Annotated in this window: 13 protein-coding genes; 3 read left to right on the top strand and 10 right to left on the bottom strand. The window is 55.0% G+C overall.

Going from position 1 to position 22,322, the window contains the following annotated elements:
• Positions 1–67 precede the first annotated feature (67 nt).
• Positions 68–1,195, top strand: coding sequence for a prenyltransferase/squalene oxidase repeat-containing protein (locus B9N86_RS15125; protein WP_208920002.1), 1,128 nt, complete (start codon positions 68–70; stop codon positions 1,193–1,195).
• Here B9N86_RS15125 and B9N86_RS15120 read toward each other — a convergent pair.
• Positions 1,185–2,606, bottom strand: coding sequence for an amidohydrolase family protein (locus B9N86_RS15120; protein ID WP_208920001.1), 1,422 nt, complete (start codon positions 2,604–2,606; stop codon positions 1,185–1,187). The two genes, B9N86_RS15125 and B9N86_RS15120, sit on opposite strands and share 11 nt — an antisense overlap.
• 349 nt (positions 2,607–2,955) lie before the next feature.
• Entirely contained in the window at positions 2,956–4,029 is a 1,074-nt protein-coding gene (locus B9N86_RS15115; protein WP_208920000.1) for a hypothetical protein, read from the bottom strand.
• A gap of 420 nt (positions 4,030–4,449) precedes the next feature.
• Between B9N86_RS15115 and B9N86_RS15110 the strand changes: the two genes are divergently transcribed.
• Both B9N86_RS15110 and B9N86_RS30985 read left to right on the top strand, forming a co-directional pair.
• On the top strand, positions 4,450–4,665 hold the full coding sequence (locus B9N86_RS15110; protein WP_210190690.1) for a hypothetical protein: 216 nt from the start codon (positions 4,450–4,452) through the stop codon (positions 4,663–4,665).
• A gap of 6 nt (positions 4,666–4,671) precedes the next feature.
• Positions 4,672–4,923, top strand: coding sequence for a CocE/NonD family hydrolase (locus tag B9N86_RS30985; protein ID WP_208919998.1), 252 nt, complete (start codon positions 4,672–4,674; stop codon positions 4,921–4,923).
• A 134-nt stretch (positions 4,924–5,057) separates the two neighbouring features.
• Here B9N86_RS30985 and B9N86_RS15100 read toward each other — a convergent pair whose 3' ends face one another.
• The 8 genes from B9N86_RS15100 to B9N86_RS15065 are packed head-to-tail and all read right to left on the bottom strand — an operon-like array spanning position 5,058 to position 22,276.
• Positions 5,058–6,431 carry a M20/M25/M40 family metallo-hydrolase gene (locus B9N86_RS15100; RefSeq protein ID WP_208919997.1) on the bottom strand — a complete coding sequence of 458 codons (1,374 nt, stop codon included), beginning with the start codon at positions 6,429–6,431 and terminating at the stop codon, positions 5,058–5,060.
• Positions 6,432–6,445: 14 nt separating this feature from the next.
• Positions 6,446–7,726: an ACP S-malonyltransferase gene (gene fabD, locus B9N86_RS15095; RefSeq protein WP_208919996.1), complete on the bottom strand. Its 1,281-nt coding sequence runs from the start codon at positions 7,724–7,726 to the stop codon at positions 6,446–6,448.
• A 21-nt stretch (positions 7,727–7,747) separates the two neighbouring features.
• Complete coding sequence (locus B9N86_RS15090; RefSeq protein ID WP_208919995.1) at positions 7,748–8,464, bottom strand: thioesterase II family protein; 717 nt, start codon at positions 8,462–8,464, stop codon at positions 7,748–7,750.
• Positions 8,465–8,504: 40 nt separating this feature from the next.
• The gene (locus tag B9N86_RS15085) at positions 8,505–9,476 is read right to left on the bottom strand and encodes a hypothetical protein (protein WP_208919994.1); all 972 of its coding nucleotides are present in this window, start codon (positions 9,474–9,476) and stop codon (positions 8,505–8,507) included.
• A gap of 33 nt (positions 9,477–9,509) precedes the next feature.
• Positions 9,510–19,775 (bottom strand): non-ribosomal peptide synthetase, encoded by a 10,266-nt coding sequence (locus B9N86_RS15080; protein WP_208919993.1) that lies wholly within the window; start codon positions 19,773–19,775, stop codon positions 9,510–9,512.
• 14 nt (positions 19,776–19,789) lie between these two features.
• Positions 19,790–20,593, bottom strand: a complete 804-nt coding sequence (locus B9N86_RS15075) for a CPBP family intramembrane glutamic endopeptidase (protein WP_208919992.1) — start codon at positions 20,591–20,593, stop codon at positions 19,790–19,792.
• The gene (locus B9N86_RS15070; RefSeq protein ID WP_208919991.1) at positions 20,590–21,399 is read right to left on the bottom strand and encodes a CPBP family intramembrane glutamic endopeptidase; all 810 of its coding nucleotides are present in this window, start codon (positions 21,397–21,399) and stop codon (positions 20,590–20,592) included. The genes B9N86_RS15075 and B9N86_RS15070 overlap by 4 nt, the downstream gene beginning before the upstream one ends.
• A gap of 4 nt (positions 21,400–21,403) precedes the next feature.
• Positions 21,404–22,276 (bottom strand): CPBP family intramembrane glutamic endopeptidase, encoded by an 873-nt coding sequence (locus B9N86_RS15065; RefSeq protein WP_208919990.1) that lies wholly within the window; start codon positions 22,274–22,276, stop codon positions 21,404–21,406.
• Positions 22,277–22,322 lie beyond the last annotated feature (46 nt).

Raw genomic sequence — 22,322 nt, 5'->3', positions numbered from 1 at the left:
AAGGCAGCCGTTCGCACTACCCGGCTGCCATCCTATAGTTATTCAGCTATCGTTTCCCGTTAGTTGAATGACAAATTCATGCTGGTTTTACATCGTTTTAAGCGAGATAGTCGCTGGCTGCGCTGTTCAGTACGATCGTAGACATTCACGCATTATAAAAGCCATTAAAGGCTTGAAAGGCTTCATGTGTCGAACAGACAACTCCTATCATATGGTGAACTCTACGTCCACCGTTTGGGATACTGCGCTTATAAGCCATGCCTTGCAGCGAGCACGTGTGTCAACAACTCATCCTGCCATTATGCGCGCTGGAACGTACTTACTTAACCGTCAGCAGACGGTAATGGGCGATTGGAGCAAGCATAACGATTCGGCCATTGCTGGCGGCTGGGGGTTTTCGGACAGTAACACGATGAACCCGGATGTAGATGATTCCACCGCGGCTCTACGTGCGATTCATCGGCTGGCGGCGCATGATAATCGTTTCCAGGAAGCCTATGACAAGGGGTTTCACTGGGTTCTCTCCATGCAAAATGATGATGGCGGATGGTCTGCCTTTGAGAAAAATACAAACAAAGCTTTTTTGAATTGGCTTCCCTATGACGGTGCAGATGCCGCACTCACCGATCCCTCTACCGCGGATTTGTCAGGCAGAGCACTGGAATATTTGGGATCAATGGCTAAGTTAACGATTAAGCACCCCTTTATCCAAAAGGCTGTTAATTGGCTGAAGGAAAACCAGGAGGAAGATGGGTCATGGTATGGAAAATGGGGAATTTGTTATATTTACGGAACATGGGCTGCTGTCACAGGGATGAAGGCTGTAGGAGTCGAAGCACGTGATCCAGCACTTGTAAAAGCGACGAAATGGTTAATGACTATTCAAAACTCAGATGGTGGCTGGGGGGAATCCTGCTCAAGCGACAAGGTGAAGAGATACGTTCATTTACATGCCTCCACGCCATCCCAGACGGCTTGGGCATTAGACGCGCTCATCGCAAGTTCCCCAGCACCTACTGATACGATTAACCGAGGGATCGAATGCTTGATTGCACTCCTTCATAAGAAGGATCAATATGCCAAGTACCCGACAGGCGCCGGCCTGCCAGGACAATTTTATATCCGCTACCACAGCTATAATTCGATATGGCCACTGATAACACTTAGTCATTATAGAGAAAAAATTACTTGTTAATTACCGTCTTCACGGCTTCATCCAGTTCTCCCTTGCCATAGTAAGTACCATTCATTACTACCCCGTAAATACGTTCGGTATTTTCGATTTGATCCAACGGATTATCATGCAAAATAACCATATCAGCAAGTTTGTCTTCTTCGATCGTTCCGAGTTCCTGTTCTCTGTCCATGAACTTGGCAGGTGTCAGGGTTGCCGCTTGGAGAGCTTCCAGCGGCGTCAACCCTGACGCTACTAGCAATCTAAGCTCCTCATGCACGCTCTTGCCATATACATGGTTAGGAATGCCGAAAGTAGCGTCAGTCCCTGTCATAATCGGAACACCCGCTTCATTCATCCGCTTGATCATTTTCTTGCTATTCTCGTGATTTTGGAGAGATTTTTGAATGAGTTCTTTATACACACTCATTTCCTTCTTAGCCTTTTCCCAGTCTGCCCAATAATGTTCGGGGACATAGGGTGCCAACTCTTTGTCAAGCGGACTTACAACTTGTAAATAGGTAATCAAGGTAGGAACCTGATACGTTCCATATTTTTTAAACAGCTTAAACAGTTTGTTTGCTTTTTGAGCGTCATATGTCTTGAAGGCTTCCAATTCAAAGTTCAAATGCTCATCCGGATTTTTATTCGCTAACTTCAGGAGCTTATCTTCTTCATGTGAAGTCGCGATGAACAGTCCATCCAGATGCTCAAAGGATCGTTTGCCCATACGGGACGCCTCCTCCGCTCTAACTGGAATTGGCAAATGTCCCCCAACTTTCATATTTAACTTGCGAGCTTCGTCTATGATGTACTTGTAGAGATGTCGAGGAAGGAAGGAGTATACTTTAATCGATTCTGCCCCATGCTTTTTCATCAAGCGAACCGCATCACGCGCTGATTTCTCGGAAGTGACCGGATAAAGATGCGGAAGAGCGTCTGGTTGAGGCTGTATAAGTGTGGAACCAGAATAAGTAATCCGTGGAGCCGGTTTATTGTCTTCTACTTCCTTTTTCCAATCCGCAATATTTTTAAGCTCAGTTGCCATATCTCTCACACCCGTTACTCCGTTTGCCAATAGAAGCGGGAATGCATACTTAAAGTCGTCCATAAGGTGTACATGCATATCCCATAACCCAGGAATGAGATATTTGCCTGTTGCAGGAATCACTGTAGCACCATCTGGAATCTCGATATTATTTGAGTCGTCAATCTCTACAATCTGATTCCCGCTAGTAACAACGGTCTGATTCGGCTCTAATTCCCCCGTCTTCACATTTACAATTGTAATATCCCGAATGACGACAGATCGTGATTCATCTGGTTGTTTGGATTCAATAGCAGCAAATGAATGGTTTGAATGGATGAACAGTGCTCCTACCAGCGTAATGCTCAGTACCAAAGAAAACGAAGAGCGTTTGTGTGCATGCATAATTCTAAATCTCTCCTCTCTGTAATGCTGCCGATACAATCGACTAAGATGATGTTACCTTCCATATTGTTTGGGTCCGGCATTCCATTACAGCATACACGCAAAAACTTTCACCCATCTTTCTACATTCTTACATGAATCTTACAAATAATGACTATGAAATTAATTTAGGTCGTCCCTATCCAATCTTACATTTGAAATTATAGTAAAAAAACAGACTTCCCCTTTCTGAAGAACGGAGGAAGCCTATTTTCAATGAAGGCTGAAGGACATTAGCCAACTAACAACAGAGCAAGTTTCTGGCTGACCCGGCTACGCGGCGAGAGCAGCTAATCCGCTCCTTCTATTGCTACTTGAGCAGCTTATTCTTCAGCTCCTCGGCGGTGTCCGGCTTCCAATAGCTTATTTTTAATTTCTTCTCCTGAACCAATTGTCCAACCTGTTTAAAAAGGACTGCTCTCTTCTGGGCTGGCCAATGGGTAAATGACTGCAAATCACTGGATACATTCCAAATAGAGGTTGCATTTTCCTTTTGGGACCATTTTTTCATAAGAATCGATTCAACGTCCTCATAACCTATCCGATACAAAATACCAACATATGTCGCGCCAATTCCATCATCCAGAATCGCTCTTTTCAGAAAATATGATTGAACCTTTTGGCAGCAAATTTCATTATTTAGCGGAAGTAGATCACCCAGCACATCATCAAATTCTCCAGTTACTTTTCCAACATAATAACTCGTTTTAATAAGACCGCTTAGCTTTTTCTTCTCCGGATCAGCTGCCAAAAGTTCTATCCAGCGCACATCCAAATCCTCAAACAGCAGCGGTGTAAGTGAAAAATATGTATCATTCCTAAGCATATGACCCCAGCCGAACATAAACGTATGCCGGTTTTGCTTAGTATCAAACTTCACCGTACCTAGCACGTTCAAAATAAAACGCTGCGTCACGGGATCTTTGTAATACTTTGAAAATACCTCGAAAACATCGCCAGCAGGCTTGGTTAGAAGCGCAGAAGCGAAGACAGGAGACAGCCAGGCTCCCCCATATTGTTCATATAGCTTGCAAGCCAGCGCTTGCAGTCTAATATCTCCATCCATCAAAACAGAGCCAACCAAAATCATAGGAAAGGCTTGCTCTAAAGTCACACCTTCCAACGTATTGCTTATATTAAAGATAGAAGTATCTCTGTAGGTTAACTTTAGTACCTCGCTATCGCGCTTAAATGATGAAACCTTCTGGATATGCTCTGCTACAAGCTCATACACCTCGCACATCTTCTCACTCGCTTTGCCCGGCATCATACCAAGTAAGGCAAGCAGTGTTTCATGCTCTTCCAAGCTGATCTTGCTGCCAGGCTTCTTCTGCAGAAACGTCTGCAAAAAAGCTAGCAATTGATCAGCAAGCAGATCCGACACTGTATTCGAGAATGTGTGGTTTAATATTTTTTCGCATTTTTGAGGCGACTTTAATAGCTTTTTCCAATAAGCTGCAGCCGGTTCATAATCAATCTTAGCCAGTGCCCTCTGGGCAGCAATGCATCGAAAACTGGCTGATTATAATCTGTCATTACTGCGTTCCTCCTCATCCTGACTATTTCTATTATAGTAGCATGACAAATTTTGCGGATATATAGTTCTGACTTCCTTTAGAACATGCTCCGCTTTCTTCTACCAAATGCCGATCATATCGGCAACCGTTCCCATAAAACAAAAAAGCCGCCATATTGGCGACTTCTAATAGGACTATGCTCTTGTCCACCGACAAAACAGATATTAACTACAATGAATTTAAAACCTGATGAATGTATGCAAATCGATTGGGATGTGCCCATCGAAATGGACGACGGCGCAAACGTATATGCCGATGTATTTCGCCCAACTGCGTCAGGCAAATACCCGGTTATATTAACCCATGGTGTGTATGGCAAAGGACTCCCCATTGAAAGGCTCAGACACCGATTATTCAAACTTGCAAACTCTATGTCTAACAAGACGGTTGGCGATGTTTTTGGTGCTGATCTAGCGGATGCCGTTGTCCTAGTACTAGCATAGATATCGATGAAGACGACTATCGCGTATGGGAAATTGTTAATTCCTACTGATTGGGTTCCGCATGGATACGTCGTTGTTCGTGTAGATTCCCGAGGTTCTGGAAGTTCGCCAGGCAAACTAGATCCATTATGCCCAAGAGAAATTAAAGATTATGCAGCATGTATTGAATGGGCCGGAGTTCAATGCTGGTGTTTCACGCTATCTCACGGATTGACCTATTATTTTAATAATGATGCTCGCTTCATATCGAGGATATGACCTTCACCTTCGACAAATATGAAAAAGATCAGTCGACCTCGAAATATGCAAAAAAAGCGCTTGAAATGGTCATTTGCATTTCAAGCGCTAATATAATTGTAAATATGCGAATATTCAAAACGTTTTAAAAGGCATCACGGCTGCACCCCGTACCGCTGCAGCACCCGGTAAATCGCATCCGTGCCGAACCCGATCGCTTCTACGGGAATACGTTCATCAGCCGCATGAATCAGTTTGGTAAACTGCATGTCATTGGGCAGCGGCATTGGCAGGAAACCGTAGGTTTGGATGCCGAGCCTCGCAAACAATCTTCCGTCCGTTCCTCCGGGCAGCAGCATTGGCACCGGAACGGCCTCCTTATCCGCTTCTTTCAGCACTTCGGACAGCAAACCGAACATCCCCATGTCGGGAGCCTCAGCGCATGGATCATGACGCAGCACTTCCAGCTCGATCGAATCATTAATCGCGAATCGGTGCAGCTCGTCCATAAATTGCTGCGGAGTGACGCCCGGCAGCGTTCGCCCGTCCAGTTCGACCGTAATTTCGCTTGGATGAACGTTGATTTTTTCGCCGCCGTGAACGACGGTCGCGCTGACCGTATTACGCAGAAGCGGGGCGAATGTCCCGCCCTTTTCCCCCAGCAGCTTCAGGATGAGGCCGCCCAGCCGGGGACGCAGCAGCCCTCTCAGCAGCAGCGCCGGCAGCAGCGGCAGCGCGATGGCCATGCCTTCAATCATCAACCGGGCCGCCGGTGTCGCGCGTATCGGCAGCTTATTCCTGCTAAGCGATTGAAGCATGTTCCCCAATTGCGCCATACAGTCGGCTCCCGGCTTGTCCATGGAGCCGTGGCCTCCGTCTCCTCGAATCGTCGCTTTGAGCCAACATAGCTGCTTCTCCGCCACCATAATCGGATAAAAGGTTTTCCCCAGCGCATGAAACGCGAAGCCGCCAAATTCGCCGAGCGCATACTTTACGCCCGCAAAATAATCGGCATGCCGCTCTACCAGGAAGGAAGCACCGTATTCGCCCCCTGCTTCCTCGTCGCTGACAATCGCCAGAATGAGATCGCCACGCAGCGGCAGCTTGCGGACATGAGCGCGGAGGAAAGCCGATACGAGCATCGCCACGCCGCCTTTCATATCAAGAGCGCCCCGCCCCCAGACGAAGCCGCCCTCAATGTCGCCCCCGAACGGGTCGCGGCTCCAGGCTTGCATGTCGACGCCAACGACGTCGACATGCCCGTACAGCAGCAGCGGCGGTGCCTCCCCGCTGCCCTTCATCCTGGCCAGCAGATTGGGCCGGGCCGGATCAAGCGCGTAGGTCCGCGTCTCAATGCCCGCATCCTCAAGCAGTTGCCGGATATACATGATGCATGTGGCTTCCTCGCCCGGCGGATTTGTTGTATTGAAGCGGATCAATGCCTGCAAAATCTCCACGGGAGACGGCAGCTCCGCAGGGCGCCGGGCTCCATCCAGTTCCAACTCGTCATTGGCCAGCCGGATACCCATGATCCCGCTCCTTCCTATAATAGACTGCCCGAATATGGCCGGTCAGCAGGAGAAACGCCTGGCAAGCCGCGCAGGCCGAACTCACCCTGCAGTCTTGCAAGCCGCCGTTCCTGCTCTTCGGCGGACGTGCCTTTGGTGCGAAACACCGATTCCAGCATCGCCAGCGCTTGCCGAACATGCGCCTCCGCCACTTGCTCTCCCGTCTCCCGCAGCCGCTCGACCAACTGCTGCACGCCGCGGTAAGGCGAAGCGACGCCTTGTTCATATTCGGCCGCGTTCCAGTTGCGGTTGCGGACGCAAGTGGCGATAGCCAGACAACGATTCAGCAGTTCAATTGAATAAGCGTCCGTCTGCCGGCTTGCGGCAAACAGATGCGCCTCATCCTCCTTGTCGTCAAAAGCGAATACGCGCAGTCCGTAGGGTGGAGCCAGCCTTTTCAATACATTGCCCGGACCCAGTTCGACGGCAGCGGCAATGCCAATGCTCTTCTGAAATGTAAGGACCGCCGGCCAATTGACGGGGTCCGTCAATCCCTTTGCCAGCATACCCGCGATCTCCGCCGTATTCCCGTAAGGCAGACCCGTCAAAGAGGAAACTACGGGAAAATCCATTTCTCCAAACGAGACGTGGCCCAGCACTTCGGCAAATTGCGCCGCCGCCGGCGCCATCAACGGGCTATGGAACGGCGCGCTTACCTGCAGTGGAATGACTGTGGCCCCATGGGCTGACAGTCTTTCGGACGCTTCATGGACGGCCTCTTTGTGTCCCGAAATCACCGTTTGCCGCTCTGAATTCATATTCGATACCACAACAATACGGCTTCCGTCCGCGAAGCCTGCGCTGGTTTCCAAGCATACTTTGGCGACATCATCAGGACTCGGCCCGTTCACGGCTGCCATCGCGCCGATCCCCGCAGCGGCGGCCCCTTGCATCAACTCGCCGCGGCGGCGTACGAGCCTGAGCGCATCCGGGAACGTTATGGCCCCCGCGCAGGTTAAAGCGGTAATCTCGCCCAGGCTGTGGCCGGCAGCCATAGCAGGTAGGTATCCCCATTCCCGGCTGTAGACGCGGTACATCGCCACGCCAAGCGCAAGAATGGCGGGCTGGGCATTGTCTGTCCGCGTCAGCTCCGTCATCGTTCCCTCATACATCAGGCTGTCAAGGCGCATACCCAGCGCTTCGTTCGCTTCCTCTATCGTCGCTTTGACAACCGCATGCCGCTCGCTCAGCGCTTTTCCCATTCCGACGCGCTGCGAGCCCTGACCGGGAAACCATATCGCATGTTTGTTCAGCATCTTCCATCACGCTCCTCAGGGTCAGATCGGGGCAGGCGCCTCAGTCAGCATTTTGTTTATCACCGCTACAACATCGTGTTCCCGCTCATGCAGGAAAAAATGTCCGCCTTCAAACAGCATCAGCTCGCACCCTCCCGTCGCATAACGCTCCCATTCACCGAGCGGGCCTTTGACACAGCCGTCATCTTTGCCGCTCAAGATGGTGAGCCGGAGCGGCAGCGGCGGCCGCATCCAATGCTCGTATTCGCCGACAAGCTTAAAGTCGGCTCTTAGGATCGGTATAAACATATCCAGCAGCTCCCGATGCCGGAACAGCTCGCCCGGCATGCCGCCGAGCCGTTTCAGTTCCTCGAGAAACTCGTCATCCGGAAGCATATGGGTCCGGCGAGCCTCCTCCTGCTCGCAATGCGGCGCCCCTCTGCCGGAGAGGAAGACTGTCGTAGGCAGCGGGAATCCTTCCTCACGCAGCGCATGCAGCAGCTCATACCCAAGCAGGCTGCCCATGCTGTGGCCGAATAAAGCATATGAATCGGAGCCAAGCGCCGTCTCCAGCACCAGCGGCAGCAAATCCTGCACGGCTTCTGTTACGTCCGCATAGAACGGCTCACCCATGCGGCTTCCTCTGCCCGCCAATTCGGCCGGCACCAGACGCACGTCAGGATGCAGCTGGTTCGTCCAGCGCTTGTACACTTGTGCGGAGCCTCCTGCATATGGCAAACAAATTAATGATATCGTCATAACGGCCGCGTCCCGGGTAACATGTTGACGCAAGTGGCCTTTACGCGCCGGCGACCAGCGTGGTCCAGAACGCTTTTTCCTTCGCGAACAAATCGTCCGCGAGTGCCAGCTCTCTGCCGCGTTCGAAGTCCCCCGTCACAAAACGGTCCTTCACTTGATCCCATCCCTCCCTCACTGCGCCAAGCTGACTGGACAGCGACTCATATAGTGCTTCGCCGATCAGCCTCTTCTCCCGCATGGAGTGGAGCAGCGACATGTTGGCGATATGCCGGTTGCAAATGATGTTGACACCGACAAGGCCATAGGTCAAATGAGCTTGCTTCTTCTCCGGTTCGGAATCTACATTCCACATGCCCACTATTGAGAACTCGCCAAGCTCCCTCGCCAGCCGCTCCGCATTTTCCACCACTTCAGACAGCTTCAACTCGTAGGGCTGGACCTTTTCCTGCAGGTTGTATACGTAGAAGGCAGGGCCCAAATAGCCCGGGTTCACGTTGTATTCCGAGTTGCCGTACGCCTTGAGTAGCCTTTCCTCCGGCACCTCGTGCTCCTCGTAGCCCGCAAGCGTATCGTCAATGACGTAGAAGACGCCGCGCTCCTTGTCGTATCCGTTAAACAGCGAATAATGATACCAATGGAACTTTTTCCAGGCCATGCTGCCCGGCAGCCAGTCGTACAAATCGACGTTTACGCTCAAGTTGCGTCCGCCCGTAAGCATCGCCCTGATTTCCTCCAGCACCGTCTCCTTGCTGCGGAAATGACCGGGCTCGATATAGCGGATTACCTGCGACAGCGGGAATCTGGCCGGATCGTCCAAATAATACAGTGTGTCAATTGTCGGATAGCGGAAGTCCTTGTCCGTTGCGGCCTCCCAAGGATAGTAACGGTAAATGTTCAAATACGCCGCATCCCTGTAGCTGGGCTCCACCGACACCGCAATAGAAAACGCCTGGTTCAGCATGCAGTTCATCCAAAACTCGTTAAACGGTTTCCTTTCCATCGACAGCTTCATCGTTCGCCGCCTCCTTAGGCTTAAAATGTTGGTTCAATCAAGCTTGCTTACCGCAAGCACAGCACTGATTTTTTTCATTGCTCCGTCTTCGACCAGCGCGCGTATGATCGCCGTATAATCATCCGCCAGCACCCGGGCGGTCTCTTCGCGGAAAAGACTTTTCGCATATTCCAGCGCAAAGCGGATCCTGCCGTCCTGCTCCGACGCTTCAAGTGTTAAATCGAATTTGCTGACGCCCGGATCGAACTCCTTGGGGTCGAATTCAATGCCGCCTGAACGGTAAGCGACGCGATCGATATTTTGCAAAATAAACATCGTATCGAATAGCGGATTGCGGCTGCGGTCCTGTTCGATTCCCAGCTTTTGCACCAAATCCTCGAACGGATAATTCTGGTGCTCGAGCGCCCGCAGCACATCCTCATGCAGCTCGGACAAATAATCGCCAACTGTCCGGTACGATTCCGGGAAGCTGCGAATCGCGACCGTATTGACGAACATCCCGATCAACCCTTCCAGCCCCGCATGATTGCGGCCCGCTACCGGCGTGCCGATAATGATATCCTCCTCACCGCTCCATTTGCTCAGAAGCATCGAATAAGCCCCGAGCAGCACCGTATACAACGTCGTACTGCGCTCGCGCGCAAACGCCTTGATCTTGAGCGTTAGCTCCTCATCCAGTATGAAGTTAATCAGACCGCCCTCGAAGTTTTGCAGTTCCGGCCTTGGCGAGGCCGTCTTGAGCTCAAGCGTCGGCAGTTCCCCTTCGAACGCCTCCAGCCAGTAGCGCTCATGCCCCATATAGGCCTCGCTGCCGATTTGTTCTTCTTGCCATACCGTGTAATCCCGGTACTGGATATCCAGCTCCGGCAGCTCGCCGCCGCCGTACAAAGTGGTCAGTTCCTGCAGCAGGACGCTGACGGAGACGCCGTCGGTAATAATATGATGAAAGTCCAGCAGCAGCAGATGGCGCTCCTCGCCAAGCGGAATTAATCCGGCCCGGAACAGCGGGAGACTGCCGAGATCAAACGGACGGATAAAGCGCTCCATCAGCGCGCTGATGCCGCCGAACAATCCTTCGTCTCCGCCTTCCGCGAGCAGCTTCCCCGCCGCCATTCTCAGCCTGGCGCCCCGCTCCAGCGTAAATACCGGCTCCGCATGCACGCGCTGGCGGAACTCGTCCTCCTCGTGATGGAACGTCGTTCTGAGCGATTCATGGCGGCGCATTATCGCAAGGAAAGCTTCCTCCAGCCGCTCCACATCGAGCTTGCCTTGCATATGCACGGCGAACGGCACATGGTACGTCGTTGCCTCGCCCGAGATCAGCCCCATCATAAATTGGCGGCGCTGTGGCCTTGACATCGGGTAATGCTCGCGCTCCGGCTGTTTCGGAATGCGCGCGGCTGCCACGGTTCCACTAGTGTCTAGATGAGCTGCTAAACTTTCAAGCGTAGGATTCATAAAAATATCGCGCAGCGGCATTTGGATGCCAAAGCGTTCCGCAATGCGGCTGACCATGCCTGCCGCCTTCAGGGAATGGCCACCGAGCTCGAAAAAGCTGTCCTTGGCGCTGATCGTATCCGTACCGAGCAGCTCCTTCCAAATCTCCGCCAGCTTGCGCTCGGTATCCGTCGACAGCGGAACAAGCTCACGTATGCCAGCGTCGGCCGGTCCCGGTTTCGGCAGCGCCCTTCTGTCGATTTTGCCCGTTGGCGTAAGCGGAATCGCATCCAGAACGACCATGAAGGCCGGAACCATATAAGAAGGCAGCTTGTCCCCGAGATATTCGAGCAGCTGCCCGGTCAACCGGCCGGATGGCGTGGCGCCGTCCGTCTCCGCATCCGCTGCCGCGGCGTTCTGCATGACGACATACGCACAAAGCACATATTCTCCATCCTCTTCCTGAAACGCGGTGACGACCGTTTCCTTCACCTGCTCATGGCGAAGCAGCAACTGCTCAATTTCACCGATTTCAATCCGGTGCCCCCTGATTTTCACCTGGAAATCGCGGCGTCCCGCATAGGCAAACTCCCCATTTTCAAGCCTGCGCCCAAGGTCGCCCGTGCGATACATGCGTTCGCCCGGCGCATACGGATTTGGCACAAAAGCGACATCCCATTCGGGATGGCTGAGATACCCACGCCCGACGCCCGGCCCGCTGATGCTAATTTCGCCCGTCACGCCTGTCGGTTGCAGCTTCAGTCCTTCGTCAAGCACCATCATGATGGAACCTTCGATCGGCGTGCCGATCGAAATGTCCTCGCCTTCGGTCACTTCCCGGATTGAGGTCCACACCGTCGTCTCCGTCGGACCGTACAAATTAAACAATCTGGCTCCGGTAGCGGCGCGCAGCCTGCCGAGCACATCGGCTGTCAGCGGCTCCGCCCCGATCATCAATATGCGCAGCTTTTGCAAACCGTCCGTTTCGCCTCGCTGATTCATCCACCATTTGAAGCGCGACGGCGTAATTTGCAGCACATCGACGCTGTGCGTCTCGATCAGGCCTTGCAGCAAGGCGGCGTCGCCCCGTTCCTCTTCATTGGCCAATACAACCCGCATACCCATTGTGAGGGGAAGCAGATTTTCAACGACAAAAATATCAAAGGAGACCGATGCCATCGCCAGGATGCTCTGGCCCTTCTCAAACGGAATCCGTTTTCGGAAGCCGCTGATGAAATGCGCCAGCCCGCGATGCTCGATCATCACTCCTTTGGGACGCCCGGTCGAGCCCGACGTATACAGCACATACGCCAAATGGTCCGGCTTATGGACACACTCCGGATTGCCTCTGTCCGCCGCATACAGCTCCGGATCGTCCAGATACCACTCGGCAACGGCCCTCGTTACGACTCCTGCATATGCTTTTTCCGTCAGCAGAAGCGCTTCGCCGCAATCCTCAAGCATCCAGTCGATCCGCTCTTTCGGGTAAGCGGGATCAATGGCGACATATGCGCCTCCGGCTTTCAGAACACCCAAAATGCCGACAAGCAGAAGCGGGCTACGGGACGCCATCAGCGCGACAATGCGCTCTGGCCCCACGCCCTTCGCCCGCAAGGAATGGGCAAGCCGATTCGCGCGTTCATTCAGCTCGGCGTACGTCACCGTCTCCGGGCCGAATTGAATCGCCGCCGCATCCGGCGTGCGTGCCGCCTGGCGCTCCACTTCCTGCACAAACCCCGTCCATTCCACCGTTGCTTGCGTTGAAGCCGCTCCCGCGTCTTCTTGTCGGTCCGTCATGCCTCTCTCAGCTCGAATTTCCATCCTACCACTGCCCCCCTCTCTACTCGCGGCCTGTACCGGCATGCCTCCTCCGGCCAACTGAGCCAGCAATTGCTCCCGCTCCCTTTCACTCATCAGCTCAAGCTCGCCGACCGTGCGATCGCACGATCTGCACATCTCCCGCACGAGTACGGTATAGCTTTCCGCCATGCGGCGCGAGGTTTCCTCATGAAACAAATCCGTTGCGTATTCCAGTTGAAGCTCGATTTCCGCTTCCCGCTCCACCGCTTCCAGAGTCAGGTCGAACTTGCTTGTCCCCGCTTCGAACGGCATTTCTCCAAAGACGAGGCCGCCGGCTTCCATCACCGCCCGGTCCATATTTTGCAAGACAAACATGGCGTCAAACAAAGGATTGCGGCTTCTGTCCCTATCTGCCTTCAGCTCTTCGACGAGCTCCTCGAAAGGATACGTCTGGTGCGAAAGCGCCTCTACGACATGGTTATGCAGCTCCGCCATATAGGCCCGTACTGTCTTGTCTCTTTCCGGCCTTGTCCGCAGCGCCAGCGTGTTGACGAACATGCCGATCATGCCATGCGTATCGGCATGCTCCCTGCCTGCGGCGGGGGTGCCCACAATGACTTCGGCCTGCCCGCTGTATTTGGCCAGCATCGCGGCGAAAGCACCCAGCAGCACCGTATACAGCGTCGTCTTCGCTTCCCGCGCCAGCTTTCGCGCCTCCGCCGTTGTCCGCGCGTCCAGACGGAACGAATGGCGGCGGCCTTTATAGCTCGGCAGAGACGGCCGCGGCCGATCGGTCGGCAGCTCCAGCACAGAAAGCTTGCCTTCGAAGACATTCATCCAGTACCGCTCATGCTCCGCATAAGCAGCATTTGCAAATCCGGCTTCCTGCCACACCGCATAATCGCTGTATTGCACGCGCAGCTCCGGCAGCGCTTGTCCGGCATACAGCTGCGACAGCTCATTCACCAGCAAACCGGAGGATACGCCGTCCGTAATAATGTGATGAACATCCAGCAGCAGCAGATGATCTTCCTCATTCAGCCGCAGCAGCCCCGCCCGCAGCAGCGGCAGCTTGTCCAGATGAAACGGACGCTGGAAGACTTCCATCAGCCGCGTCACCTCGACGCCGTCCGGCAGCGCTCCCCGCAGCGCTTCGTCACCGGTCAACTCTGCGTGATCCAGCGCTTCCAGCTTGAAAGTATACGACGGATGAACCATTTGCCTGAACTCGTCCTTTGTCATTTGGAAGGTTGTCCGCAAGTTTTCGTGGCGACCGATTAGCGCCGTAAACGCGTCTTCCAGCCGCGCCACATCCAGCCTGCCCTGCAAGCGGAGCGCGAACGGCACATGATACATGGTGGCGTCTCCGGCCAGCATCTGCATCATATATTGGCGGCGCTGGGCGCGCGACATCGGATACCACTCGCGGCGCTCCGCCTTCGGGATCGGCTCGGCCGCTACAGCGGCGCCGTCCCGCTCCTTCAGCCAGGCGGCCATTTCCGCAATGGAGGTAAGCTCGAATATCAGGCTGAGCGGAACCAAGGCGCCCGTTGCCTGCTGCAGCTTGCCCGCCAGCACAGCAGCCTTCAAGGAGTGGCCGCCAAGCTCGAAAAAGTCGTCGTGAATGCCGATTGGCCCGGTCGTATCGCCCAGCACTTCCTCCCAAATGGCGGCGACGCGCTCTTCCATCCCGTCTCGCGGCAGCTCCAGCTTTTCCCGATCCCGAAGCCCGAATTCCGGCTCCGGCAAGGCGCGCCTGTCCACTTTCCCGTTCGGCGTCAGTGGTATTGCGTCAATCGCCGTGATATAGGACGGAATCATTGCCTCCGGCAGCTTGTCTTTCAGCTTTCTTCGCCATTCCCGCGAAGGGAGCTTGTCCGAAGCGACCACATACGCGCACAGCTCCTTATCGCCGCTTGCCTGCTCGCGGACGATCACAACCGCATCCTCCACCTCGGAAAGGGAAATCAATTGCGAGCGAACCTCGTTCATTTCAATCCGCACGCCTCTGATTTTTACCTGTTGGTCGGCCCGGTCCACATACATCGCGTTGCCGTCCGGCAGCCATTTGACGATATCGCCAGTGCGATACATGAAGCTGCCCTCGCGGTACGGATGCGGCAAAAAGCGCTCAGCTGTCATATCCGGATTGTTCACATAACCGTCGGCAAGGCCGCTGCCGGCAATATACAGCTCCCCGGCTGCACCGAGGGGAGCAAGCTGGCCGCCATAGCCGAATATATAAATTTCGACATTGTGCATTGGCCCGCCAATCGGCACATAGCCGCCCCGATAAGCGCCCGGCTTGTATGCGTACATATTGGAGCAAACCGTCGCCTCCGTCGGGCCGTAGCCGTTAATAATTCGAATCTCGGGATTAAGCTTTGTATACAGCTCCAGCGTTTCATCTTGAATCGGCTCAACCCCAACGAGCATTTTGTCTAGCGTAATCGCGGAAGCTGATTGCTCCAGCAGCCGCGCAACCTCCTTCAGCAAAGACGGTGGCAAATAAGCGAATGTGATCCGCTCTTCCACAATCTTCTCGGCTATTCGCCGGGGATCTAGCAATTTCGGCTCCGGGTAAAGCACCGTGCAAGCCCCGAACATAAGCGGCATAAACAGCTCCGCTACGCTAACGTCAAACGAAATACTGGTCAGGCTGAGGCATCTGTCCCTCTTGCCGTATTGCCCGCCGAATAGCGCCCTGAGCGAATGTCCGAAATTGTAAAAGCTGCGGTGCGGCACAATGACGCCCTTCGGCTGACCCGTAGAACCGGATGTATAGATGACATACATCGGATCAGCGGCGTCCTGCGGCCATGCGGCGACGGCATAGTCTCCGCCGGAGAACAGCGTCTCATCCGCAATGTCCAGCACCTGCAAGGTGGCCGGTACGACGGTCGCAGATCCGGAACGCGCGCCGTCCGCGAATACCAGCTCCGCGCCGCTGTCCTCCAGCATGTAGCGGATGCGCTCCTCGGGATAATGCGGATCTATAGGCAGATAAGCGCCTCCTGCTTTCATAACGGCGAGCATAGCGGTCAGCATGGGGATGGAGCGCTCCGCCATGATGCCGACTACGCTGCCGCGTCCCACACCTTTGGCGTGCAATGTTCGCGCCAGCGCATCGGTGCGGCGATCCAGCTCCCGATAGGTCAAGGATTCACCGCCGCAAGATACGGCCGGCAGGTCGGGAACGGCCGCCGCCTGTTCCTTGAAGCAATCATGCAGACAACGCGGCGGCGGAAAGTCCGCTTCGCGTCTCCCCAACGCCAGCATGTGCAGGCGCTCCTCCTCCGTCAGCATCTCCGCTTCGCCGAGCGAGTCGTCGGGACGGAGCGTCACGCTGCGCAGCAGCTGCACATAATGCCGCATGAACCGCTCGGCTGTCGCGCGGCGAAACAAATCGGTATTATATTCAACGACTAGCCGCAATTCCTCACCACTCTCAACAGCCTGAATCATTAAATCGTATTTGGCCGTGCCATGCTCAAAGCGCTGGTGGCGATACGACAATCCCTCCGAAGAAGCGTTAGGAATACCCAGGTTTTGCATGATGAACATCGTGTCAAACAGTGGACTCCGGCTGGCGTCCCTTCTGTCCATCCATTGCGCGATTTCCTCGAATGGATAATCGGCGTGGGCGTAAGCCCCGGTCGCCATCTCTTTCACTTCGGACAAAAAGGCTCTGAACGGCTTGTCCGAGCGCGGATAAGCGCGTAGCACCAGCGTGCCGGTGAACATGCCCGCGATCGCTTCCAGCTCACGCCTGTTCCGTCCCGCAATCGGCGTGCCGACGGCAATGTCCTCGGCCCCTGTATAGTGGGCGAGGAAAGTGTAATATGCCGATAGCAGCACCATAAACGGAGTCGTGCCCGATTCGGCCGCTAGGCTGCGCACAGCCGTCGTCAAACCAGCCTCGACGTACATGTCGAACGTTTCGCCGCGATTGCCTTTGACGGGCGGACGCGGGGCATCGGTCGGAAGCGCAAGCAGCGGCCAGTCTCCCCGGCATTGCTCCCGCCAATACCGTTCGGCGTTCCCGGAGAGCGGCCTGCTCTCCTGCCATACCGCATAATCCTTGTATTGCAGCGGCAGCGGCGGCAACGAACCGCCCTGATATAAAGTCATCAGGTCGGACAAAAGAATGCCCGCCGACATACCGTCTGATGCAATATGATGCATATCAAGAAATAGCATATGGCGCTCCGGCCCCAGCGTCAGCAAGGCTGCGCGGAGCAGCGGAACCGTATCGAGCTTGAACGGCCTGAACAAGCTTTGCAGCACGCCGTCCGCTTCTGCTTCATCAGCCTCCATGCGAATCAGGCGGAAAGGAATGGCGGCGTGAATGCGCTGCCTGATCTCTCCGTCGATGACGTGGAAGGTGGTGCGAAGCGTCTCGTGACGCTCCACGATGTCTTGCAGGACGGCCTCCAGCCGGTCTGCATCAATAGCCCCGTCCAAGTGCAAACATTCGGGCAAATTGTAGCTGCGATCATCCGGCATCGCCTGCTGCTGCAAATACATGCGTTTCTGCGGCGATGAAACCGGATAATGCTCTTGCGGGGCCGCCTTTGGAATCGGCTCCAGCGTATCGCCGGACAAAGAGTCGGACGCTTGGCCGGTCAACGGCCCGACATGCCCGCCGGACGCTCCTGCTCCGTCACGGCCGCCGTCCGCCGCTTGCCCATCATGACCGCTGTTCGCCTCGTGTCCGCCGTTCCCAACGTCGGCCCCTTGTCCATCGTGCCGGGCGTTCGTTCTTTGCGCTGTCGCCGCGCCGTTCTCCCTGATCCGCCGCTCGATCAGGGCCGTGAACGAAGGCAGATCCGCATGCCCCAGTAAATCTGCCGCCTGAATGCGGACACCCGCAAGTTCGCTGATCCGGTTTACAATTTTGAGCGCAATAATGGAATCTCCACCCAGCTCATAAAACCCGGCATCCGCAGGCAATTCGTCATAACCGAGTAGCTCTCCCCAGACATCTGCGACATGCTGCTCCCATTCCCGGCCGGAACGCTCCCCGGTTAACGCAACGCTGTGGCGGCGCTGACTCGTCATCCCGCCGCTCCGCTGCAGCGCGGCTTGCCATCTGGCAAACGTCTCGTTCATTTCTTGCCCAAGCTCCTCGGGAATATCTCCAACGAGCGAATATCCGCTCCAGGCCGCAAATGGCGTATGAAGCGCCGCTCCAGCACGCGCCTCCTCCACCCAGCAACGGTGAGAATCGAATGGATACGTCGGAAGCGACAGCCGTTGGCGGCGTTGTCCCCGATAGATCGCCTCCCAGTCGATCTCGTATCCGTTGACGTAACGTTGGCCCAGCTCCAGCGCTTCCATTTCCCGTTCGTTTGGAACGGGGTGCTGCCGCATATTCCCGGCCGCAGCCGAATCGGCCGTCCCGAAGCGGACGTTCGGCAGCGCAAGGCCGGTAAGGCCGCTTTCGGCTACGGTATGCAGGGTCTGGGCAAGCTCTTCCCAGCTGCTTACCGCAATCGCCAGGCGATAACGATGGGCTCCCCGGCCGACGGCCAAGGTGTAGCAAAGGTCGGCCAGACTGCGGCTCTCATCGCCGCGATGCTGCGCTGCCCAGTCCCGGAACAGCAGCACGAGCCGCTCCAGTGCCGTCATGCTGTGCGCGGACAAGCAGAATAGCTCCACTCTGTCCGATCGAACCGAAGGCATTCCGGCGGGAGCCTCCTCCAGCACAACATGGCAATTGGTCCCGCTCATGCCGAACGCGCTTACTCCACATCTTCTTGCTTCGCCGTCCGTCTCCCATGGCGTCAATTCGTCATTGACATAAACGGGCGAATCCACAAACGGAATGTTGCGGTTCGGCGAGCGGTAATGAAGCATTGGCGGAAGCTGCTTGTGGACAAGCGACAGGATCGCCTTGAGCAGCCCTGCAATGCCGGCGGCATGGTCGAGATGGCCGATATTTGTTTTCAGCGAGCCGATGGCGCAAAATTGCCGTTTATCGGTATATCTCCGGAAGGCGCGCGTCAGTCCGTCGATTTCGATCGGGTCGCCCAGCGAGGTTCCCGTGCCGTGCGCCTCCATATACGTCACCGTCTCAGGATCAATGTCCGCATCCTGCCAGGCGCGCGCAATGACGTCCTCCTGCGCCAGGGCGTTCGGGGCGGTAATGCCGACCGAGCTGCCGTCCTGATTCATCGCGCTGCCTTTGATGACGGCATAAATATGGTCGCCGTCCTCCTGCGCGCGGGACAGCGGCTTCAGCAGCAGCGCAATCACGCCATCGCCGATGCCCGTTCCGTCCGCCGAGTCGTCGAACGTTCTGGCCCGGTTGTCGCTTGACTCGATGCCAAGCCGTATACCGGTATCCAGCGGCAGCACGTTAATTTTGACGCTGCCGGCAATCGCCGCCTCGCATTCGCCGCTGCGGATCGATTGGCATGCCAGATGGACCGCTACCAGCGAGGAGGAGCAGGCGGTGTCCACGGTGATCGCCGGTCCGCACAAATTAAGCAAATACGAAATCCGGCTCGGTATCATGGAGCTCAGATTGCCGGGCGCCGCCATGGACAAGGCGTCCGGGTCCAGCGCTTCGATGATTCGCTTGTAATCATGCAGCGCGTCCCCGTTATAGCCGATAAAGACGCCGGTGCGCGAACCATACAGCGCATTTCCGCCGTACCCCGCATTCTCAAGCGCGCCCCAGGCCGTCTGCAGGAACAGGCGCTGCGCTGGACTCATGAGCGAGGCTTCTTTGGGCGAAATCCGGAAAAAAGAATAGTCAAAACCTGAAATATCTTCGATATACGCCCCGTCAAAAAAGGAAACGGAGCCGTATTTCGCCTCCATGCGGCGCAAATACGGCTTCAATTCCTCCTTGCGGGAATCCGGAAACCCGCCTACCAGGTCCTTGCCGCTCCGCAGAAGCTCCCAGAAGGCTTCGTGCGATTCCGCGCGCGGCAGCTTGGCGGATATCCCGACAATCGCAATATCCTTGAGGGAAACATTGGAGACGGAGCCCCCGCTCAGCCCCTTCCGCCCGGATGTGTCTTTTTTGGTATCCAGCAAATCCAGTTGAAACATGGCGCCCTTCCCTCCTAGCTAGTAATAGAATCGCTGACGGCCTGTTCTTTTTCCGCCCTTCCGCCGCTCCCGCGCAGCAGCAGCAACACATGAGCCACGATGCCGAGTCCGCTGATCAGAGCTAATAATCCAAGCGTACCGGACTGCCAATCACCCGCCCATTGCAACACCATATACAAGGTGCCTGTGCTGCACACATGGGCCGCAAGCGACCCCCAAAGCGAATGCGAGCCGGCGCGAACGGCGCCGTATACGATCGCGCCCAGCGCCGCAAATGCGCCAACCGTCACATTCATAAATACCGCGCCGAACAATACGGCCTGGAGCAGAACCGTCCACAGAACCGAAAGACGTTGACTGAGCGTATGGAACAGCATTCCTCTGAACAGCCATTCCTCCAGCAAAGACCCCAGCAGCAAGCTGCCGAGCATAAAAATGATCAGGCTACCGCCGGCGACAAAAGCGACCAGATCCGAAATGGCCGGAAAGGTCGCTTTTATCCACGGAAGACGGGTAAAAGCGGCGATAAACAAGCCGAGCCAGACGCCCGTCCCTGCAGACAGCAGCAACGATCTGCTGCGCACAGGAACAAACCCCAAATCCTTCAGCGAAATTTTTTGCCAGCGCAGCAGCGGAAGATAGACGGCAAGCACGATGATATTGGATACAATCAGCACAATGCCGGAATTGCCCCGGATCCAGTCTTTCAGCCCGGGATCGCCGACCCAGTTGTAGAGCGCTTGATTGACAAGCATCACAATCGCCGCATACATGACCAAATATAAGACGGTATTTCCCGCTATTCGCAATCCCTTCACAAAGGCGTCACCGCCTCGGAAGACAGCGGCGCGGAGATCGAAGAGCGATGCTTGACCGCAAGGAATATGCCTACCGCAATCATGGCGGCCGCCACAGCCATCACGACGGACATGACGGTGACGTCCGTCGTCTCCGGCCCGTAATGCCACAGCAGGTACTGGCTGCCCTGACATGCGACTTGCGCGGCAATCGGCGCCCAGATGGATTTAAACCAGACATACAAGAGCGCAAAAATAACCGCGCCGAGAAAACCGTACAGCGACAGCGGAATGTCTCCGAAAAAGAACAACGCCCCGTACAACACGCCCTGAATCACAATTGCGATCCAAACCGGAAGCACGCGTCTGAACTCATTCATCAGAATTCCTCTGAACAACGTCTCCTTGTAAATATTTCCGAGAATCAGGAAAACCAGAAATACATACCATTCCGCGCGGTTCAGGTAATCAAACAATTCGCGGAACTGGTACTTGTCCGATGCAATGGCGGGAAGCCGGGAGAAAGCGACCGTAAACATGCCGGCTCCAAGCCCGATCCATAAAGCGATCGCCACCGATTTGCCGCCCATCACGCGGAATTGGGCTGCCTTAAACAGATTTTCTTTGAATATAAACCTCCAGGCCAACAGCATGAGCGGCAAACCCACCATATCGTTCAAAATAATGACAGTTACCGTGTTCTGTTCAAACCACGTGCTTCTGGGGTACACATAATCGAAAAATAATGTCGTCACGGTAAAAAACCATGCAAAATACAGGCCGATAACAACAGCCACGCGAGCCAGCATCATTCCCCACGCCTTCATGCGGTCAGCCCCCCTTTTGTGCTGCCGACGGCGCGTCAGCCGTCAGCGCTTGACCGGCGCGTGCGCTGATGCCGCCGTTGCTGGAGGACCGCCAGACATAGACGGAACCTCCAATCAACGCAGCCAGACAGAGCGCTGTAATGATATACAGCGATACATCGCCCAGCTTGTCAAACCATTCGTAGAACCCGATGTATTTAAATAGAAAGATTGTGCCCATGGCCGTATTCTGTACCAGAATAGGCGCCCACAGCGACCCGGTGCGCAAATACAGCGACCCATAAATCAGGCCCGAACCGATGCTGATGACCGAAAGCGCCGCGCTCGGCTGGAAGTAGGCGTAAGCCGCAGCTTGCAGCACCAAGGCCACATATACCGGCATAACCCTGCGAAGCTCGCTGAAAATGAGGCCCCTGAACAATATTTCTTCAAATGCCGGGCCGATCAAGCCGGCGCCCAGAATGACGTACCAGATCGAATCCCCCCTGATCAGATCGTCGACCAGCGCGGGAATAGACGGAAATTGCCGCGCAATATCGTCAATGACGATAAGGCCGATGCTGAACAAGCTTCCGGCAAGACCCAGGCCAATCATCAGCAAGACGCGCGAGGAGCTCAGCCGTTTGAAGCCCGACGCGCGGAACAGACTTTTTTCCGCATGAGGCCAGATCCATCCTTTGATACGAAAGATGAGCATGTACACAAGCGTAATCAGCGTGAACAGAACGACCATAAACATGGCCGGGTTGCGATTCAGAAACTTGGCGAAGGACAGCGTCACTTCGTAATTGTAAGTAGAGCGAAGCAGATAGAGCAGCGCATAAAAGACCCCGAGATAAAGCGCGATATTCCCTATCATGTTCAACACTTTTTTCACAGGAAAGCTCCTTTCTTCCTTCTGTCAGATGTATTCTCAAGTCAGG

This window comes from Paenibacillus uliginis N3/975 (assembly GCF_900177425.1).
In the GTDB taxonomy this organism is placed as follows: Bacteria; Bacillota; Bacilli; order Paenibacillales; family Paenibacillaceae; genus Paenibacillus_AQ; species Paenibacillus_AQ uliginis.
Note: the sequence above shows the minus strand (reverse complement) of the source record. Positions and strands in the feature narration are given on the sequence as shown.

Excerpts from the sequence above, each read along its gene's own strand:
- B9N86_RS15125 (WP_208920002.1), top strand. The coding sequence starts at position 68 with ATGACAAATTCATGCTGGTTTTACATCGTTTTAAGCGAGATAGTCGCT.
- B9N86_RS15120 (WP_208920001.1), bottom strand. The coding sequence starts at position 2,606 with ATGCATGCACACAAACGCTCTTCGTTTTCTTTGGTACTGAGCATTACG.
- B9N86_RS15110 (WP_210190690.1), top strand. The coding sequence starts at position 4,450 with ATGGACGACGGCGCAAACGTATATGCCGATGTATTTCGCCCAACTGCG.
- B9N86_RS30985 (WP_208919998.1), top strand. The coding sequence starts at position 4,672 with ATGAAGACGACTATCGCGTATGGGAAATTGTTAATTCCTACTGATTGG.
- B9N86_RS15100 (WP_208919997.1), bottom strand. The coding sequence starts at position 6,431 with ATGGGTATCCGGCTGGCCAATGACGAGTTGGAACTGGATGGAGCCCGG.
- fabD (WP_208919996.1), bottom strand. The coding sequence starts at position 7,726 with ATGCTGAACAAACATGCGATATGGTTTCCCGGTCAGGGCTCGCAGCGC.
- B9N86_RS15090 (WP_208919995.1), bottom strand. The coding sequence starts at position 8,464 with ATGACGATATCATTAATTTGTTTGCCATATGCAGGAGGCTCCGCACAA.
- B9N86_RS15085 (WP_208919994.1), bottom strand. The coding sequence starts at position 9,476 with ATGAAGCTGTCGATGGAAAGGAAACCGTTTAACGAGTTTTGGATGAAC.
- B9N86_RS15080 (WP_208919993.1), bottom strand. The coding sequence starts at position 19,775 with ATGTTTCAACTGGATTTGCTGGATACCAAAAAAGACACATCCGGGCGG.
- B9N86_RS15070 (WP_208919991.1), bottom strand. The coding sequence starts at position 21,399 with ATGAAGGCGTGGGGAATGATGCTGGCTCGCGTGGCTGTTGTTATCGGC.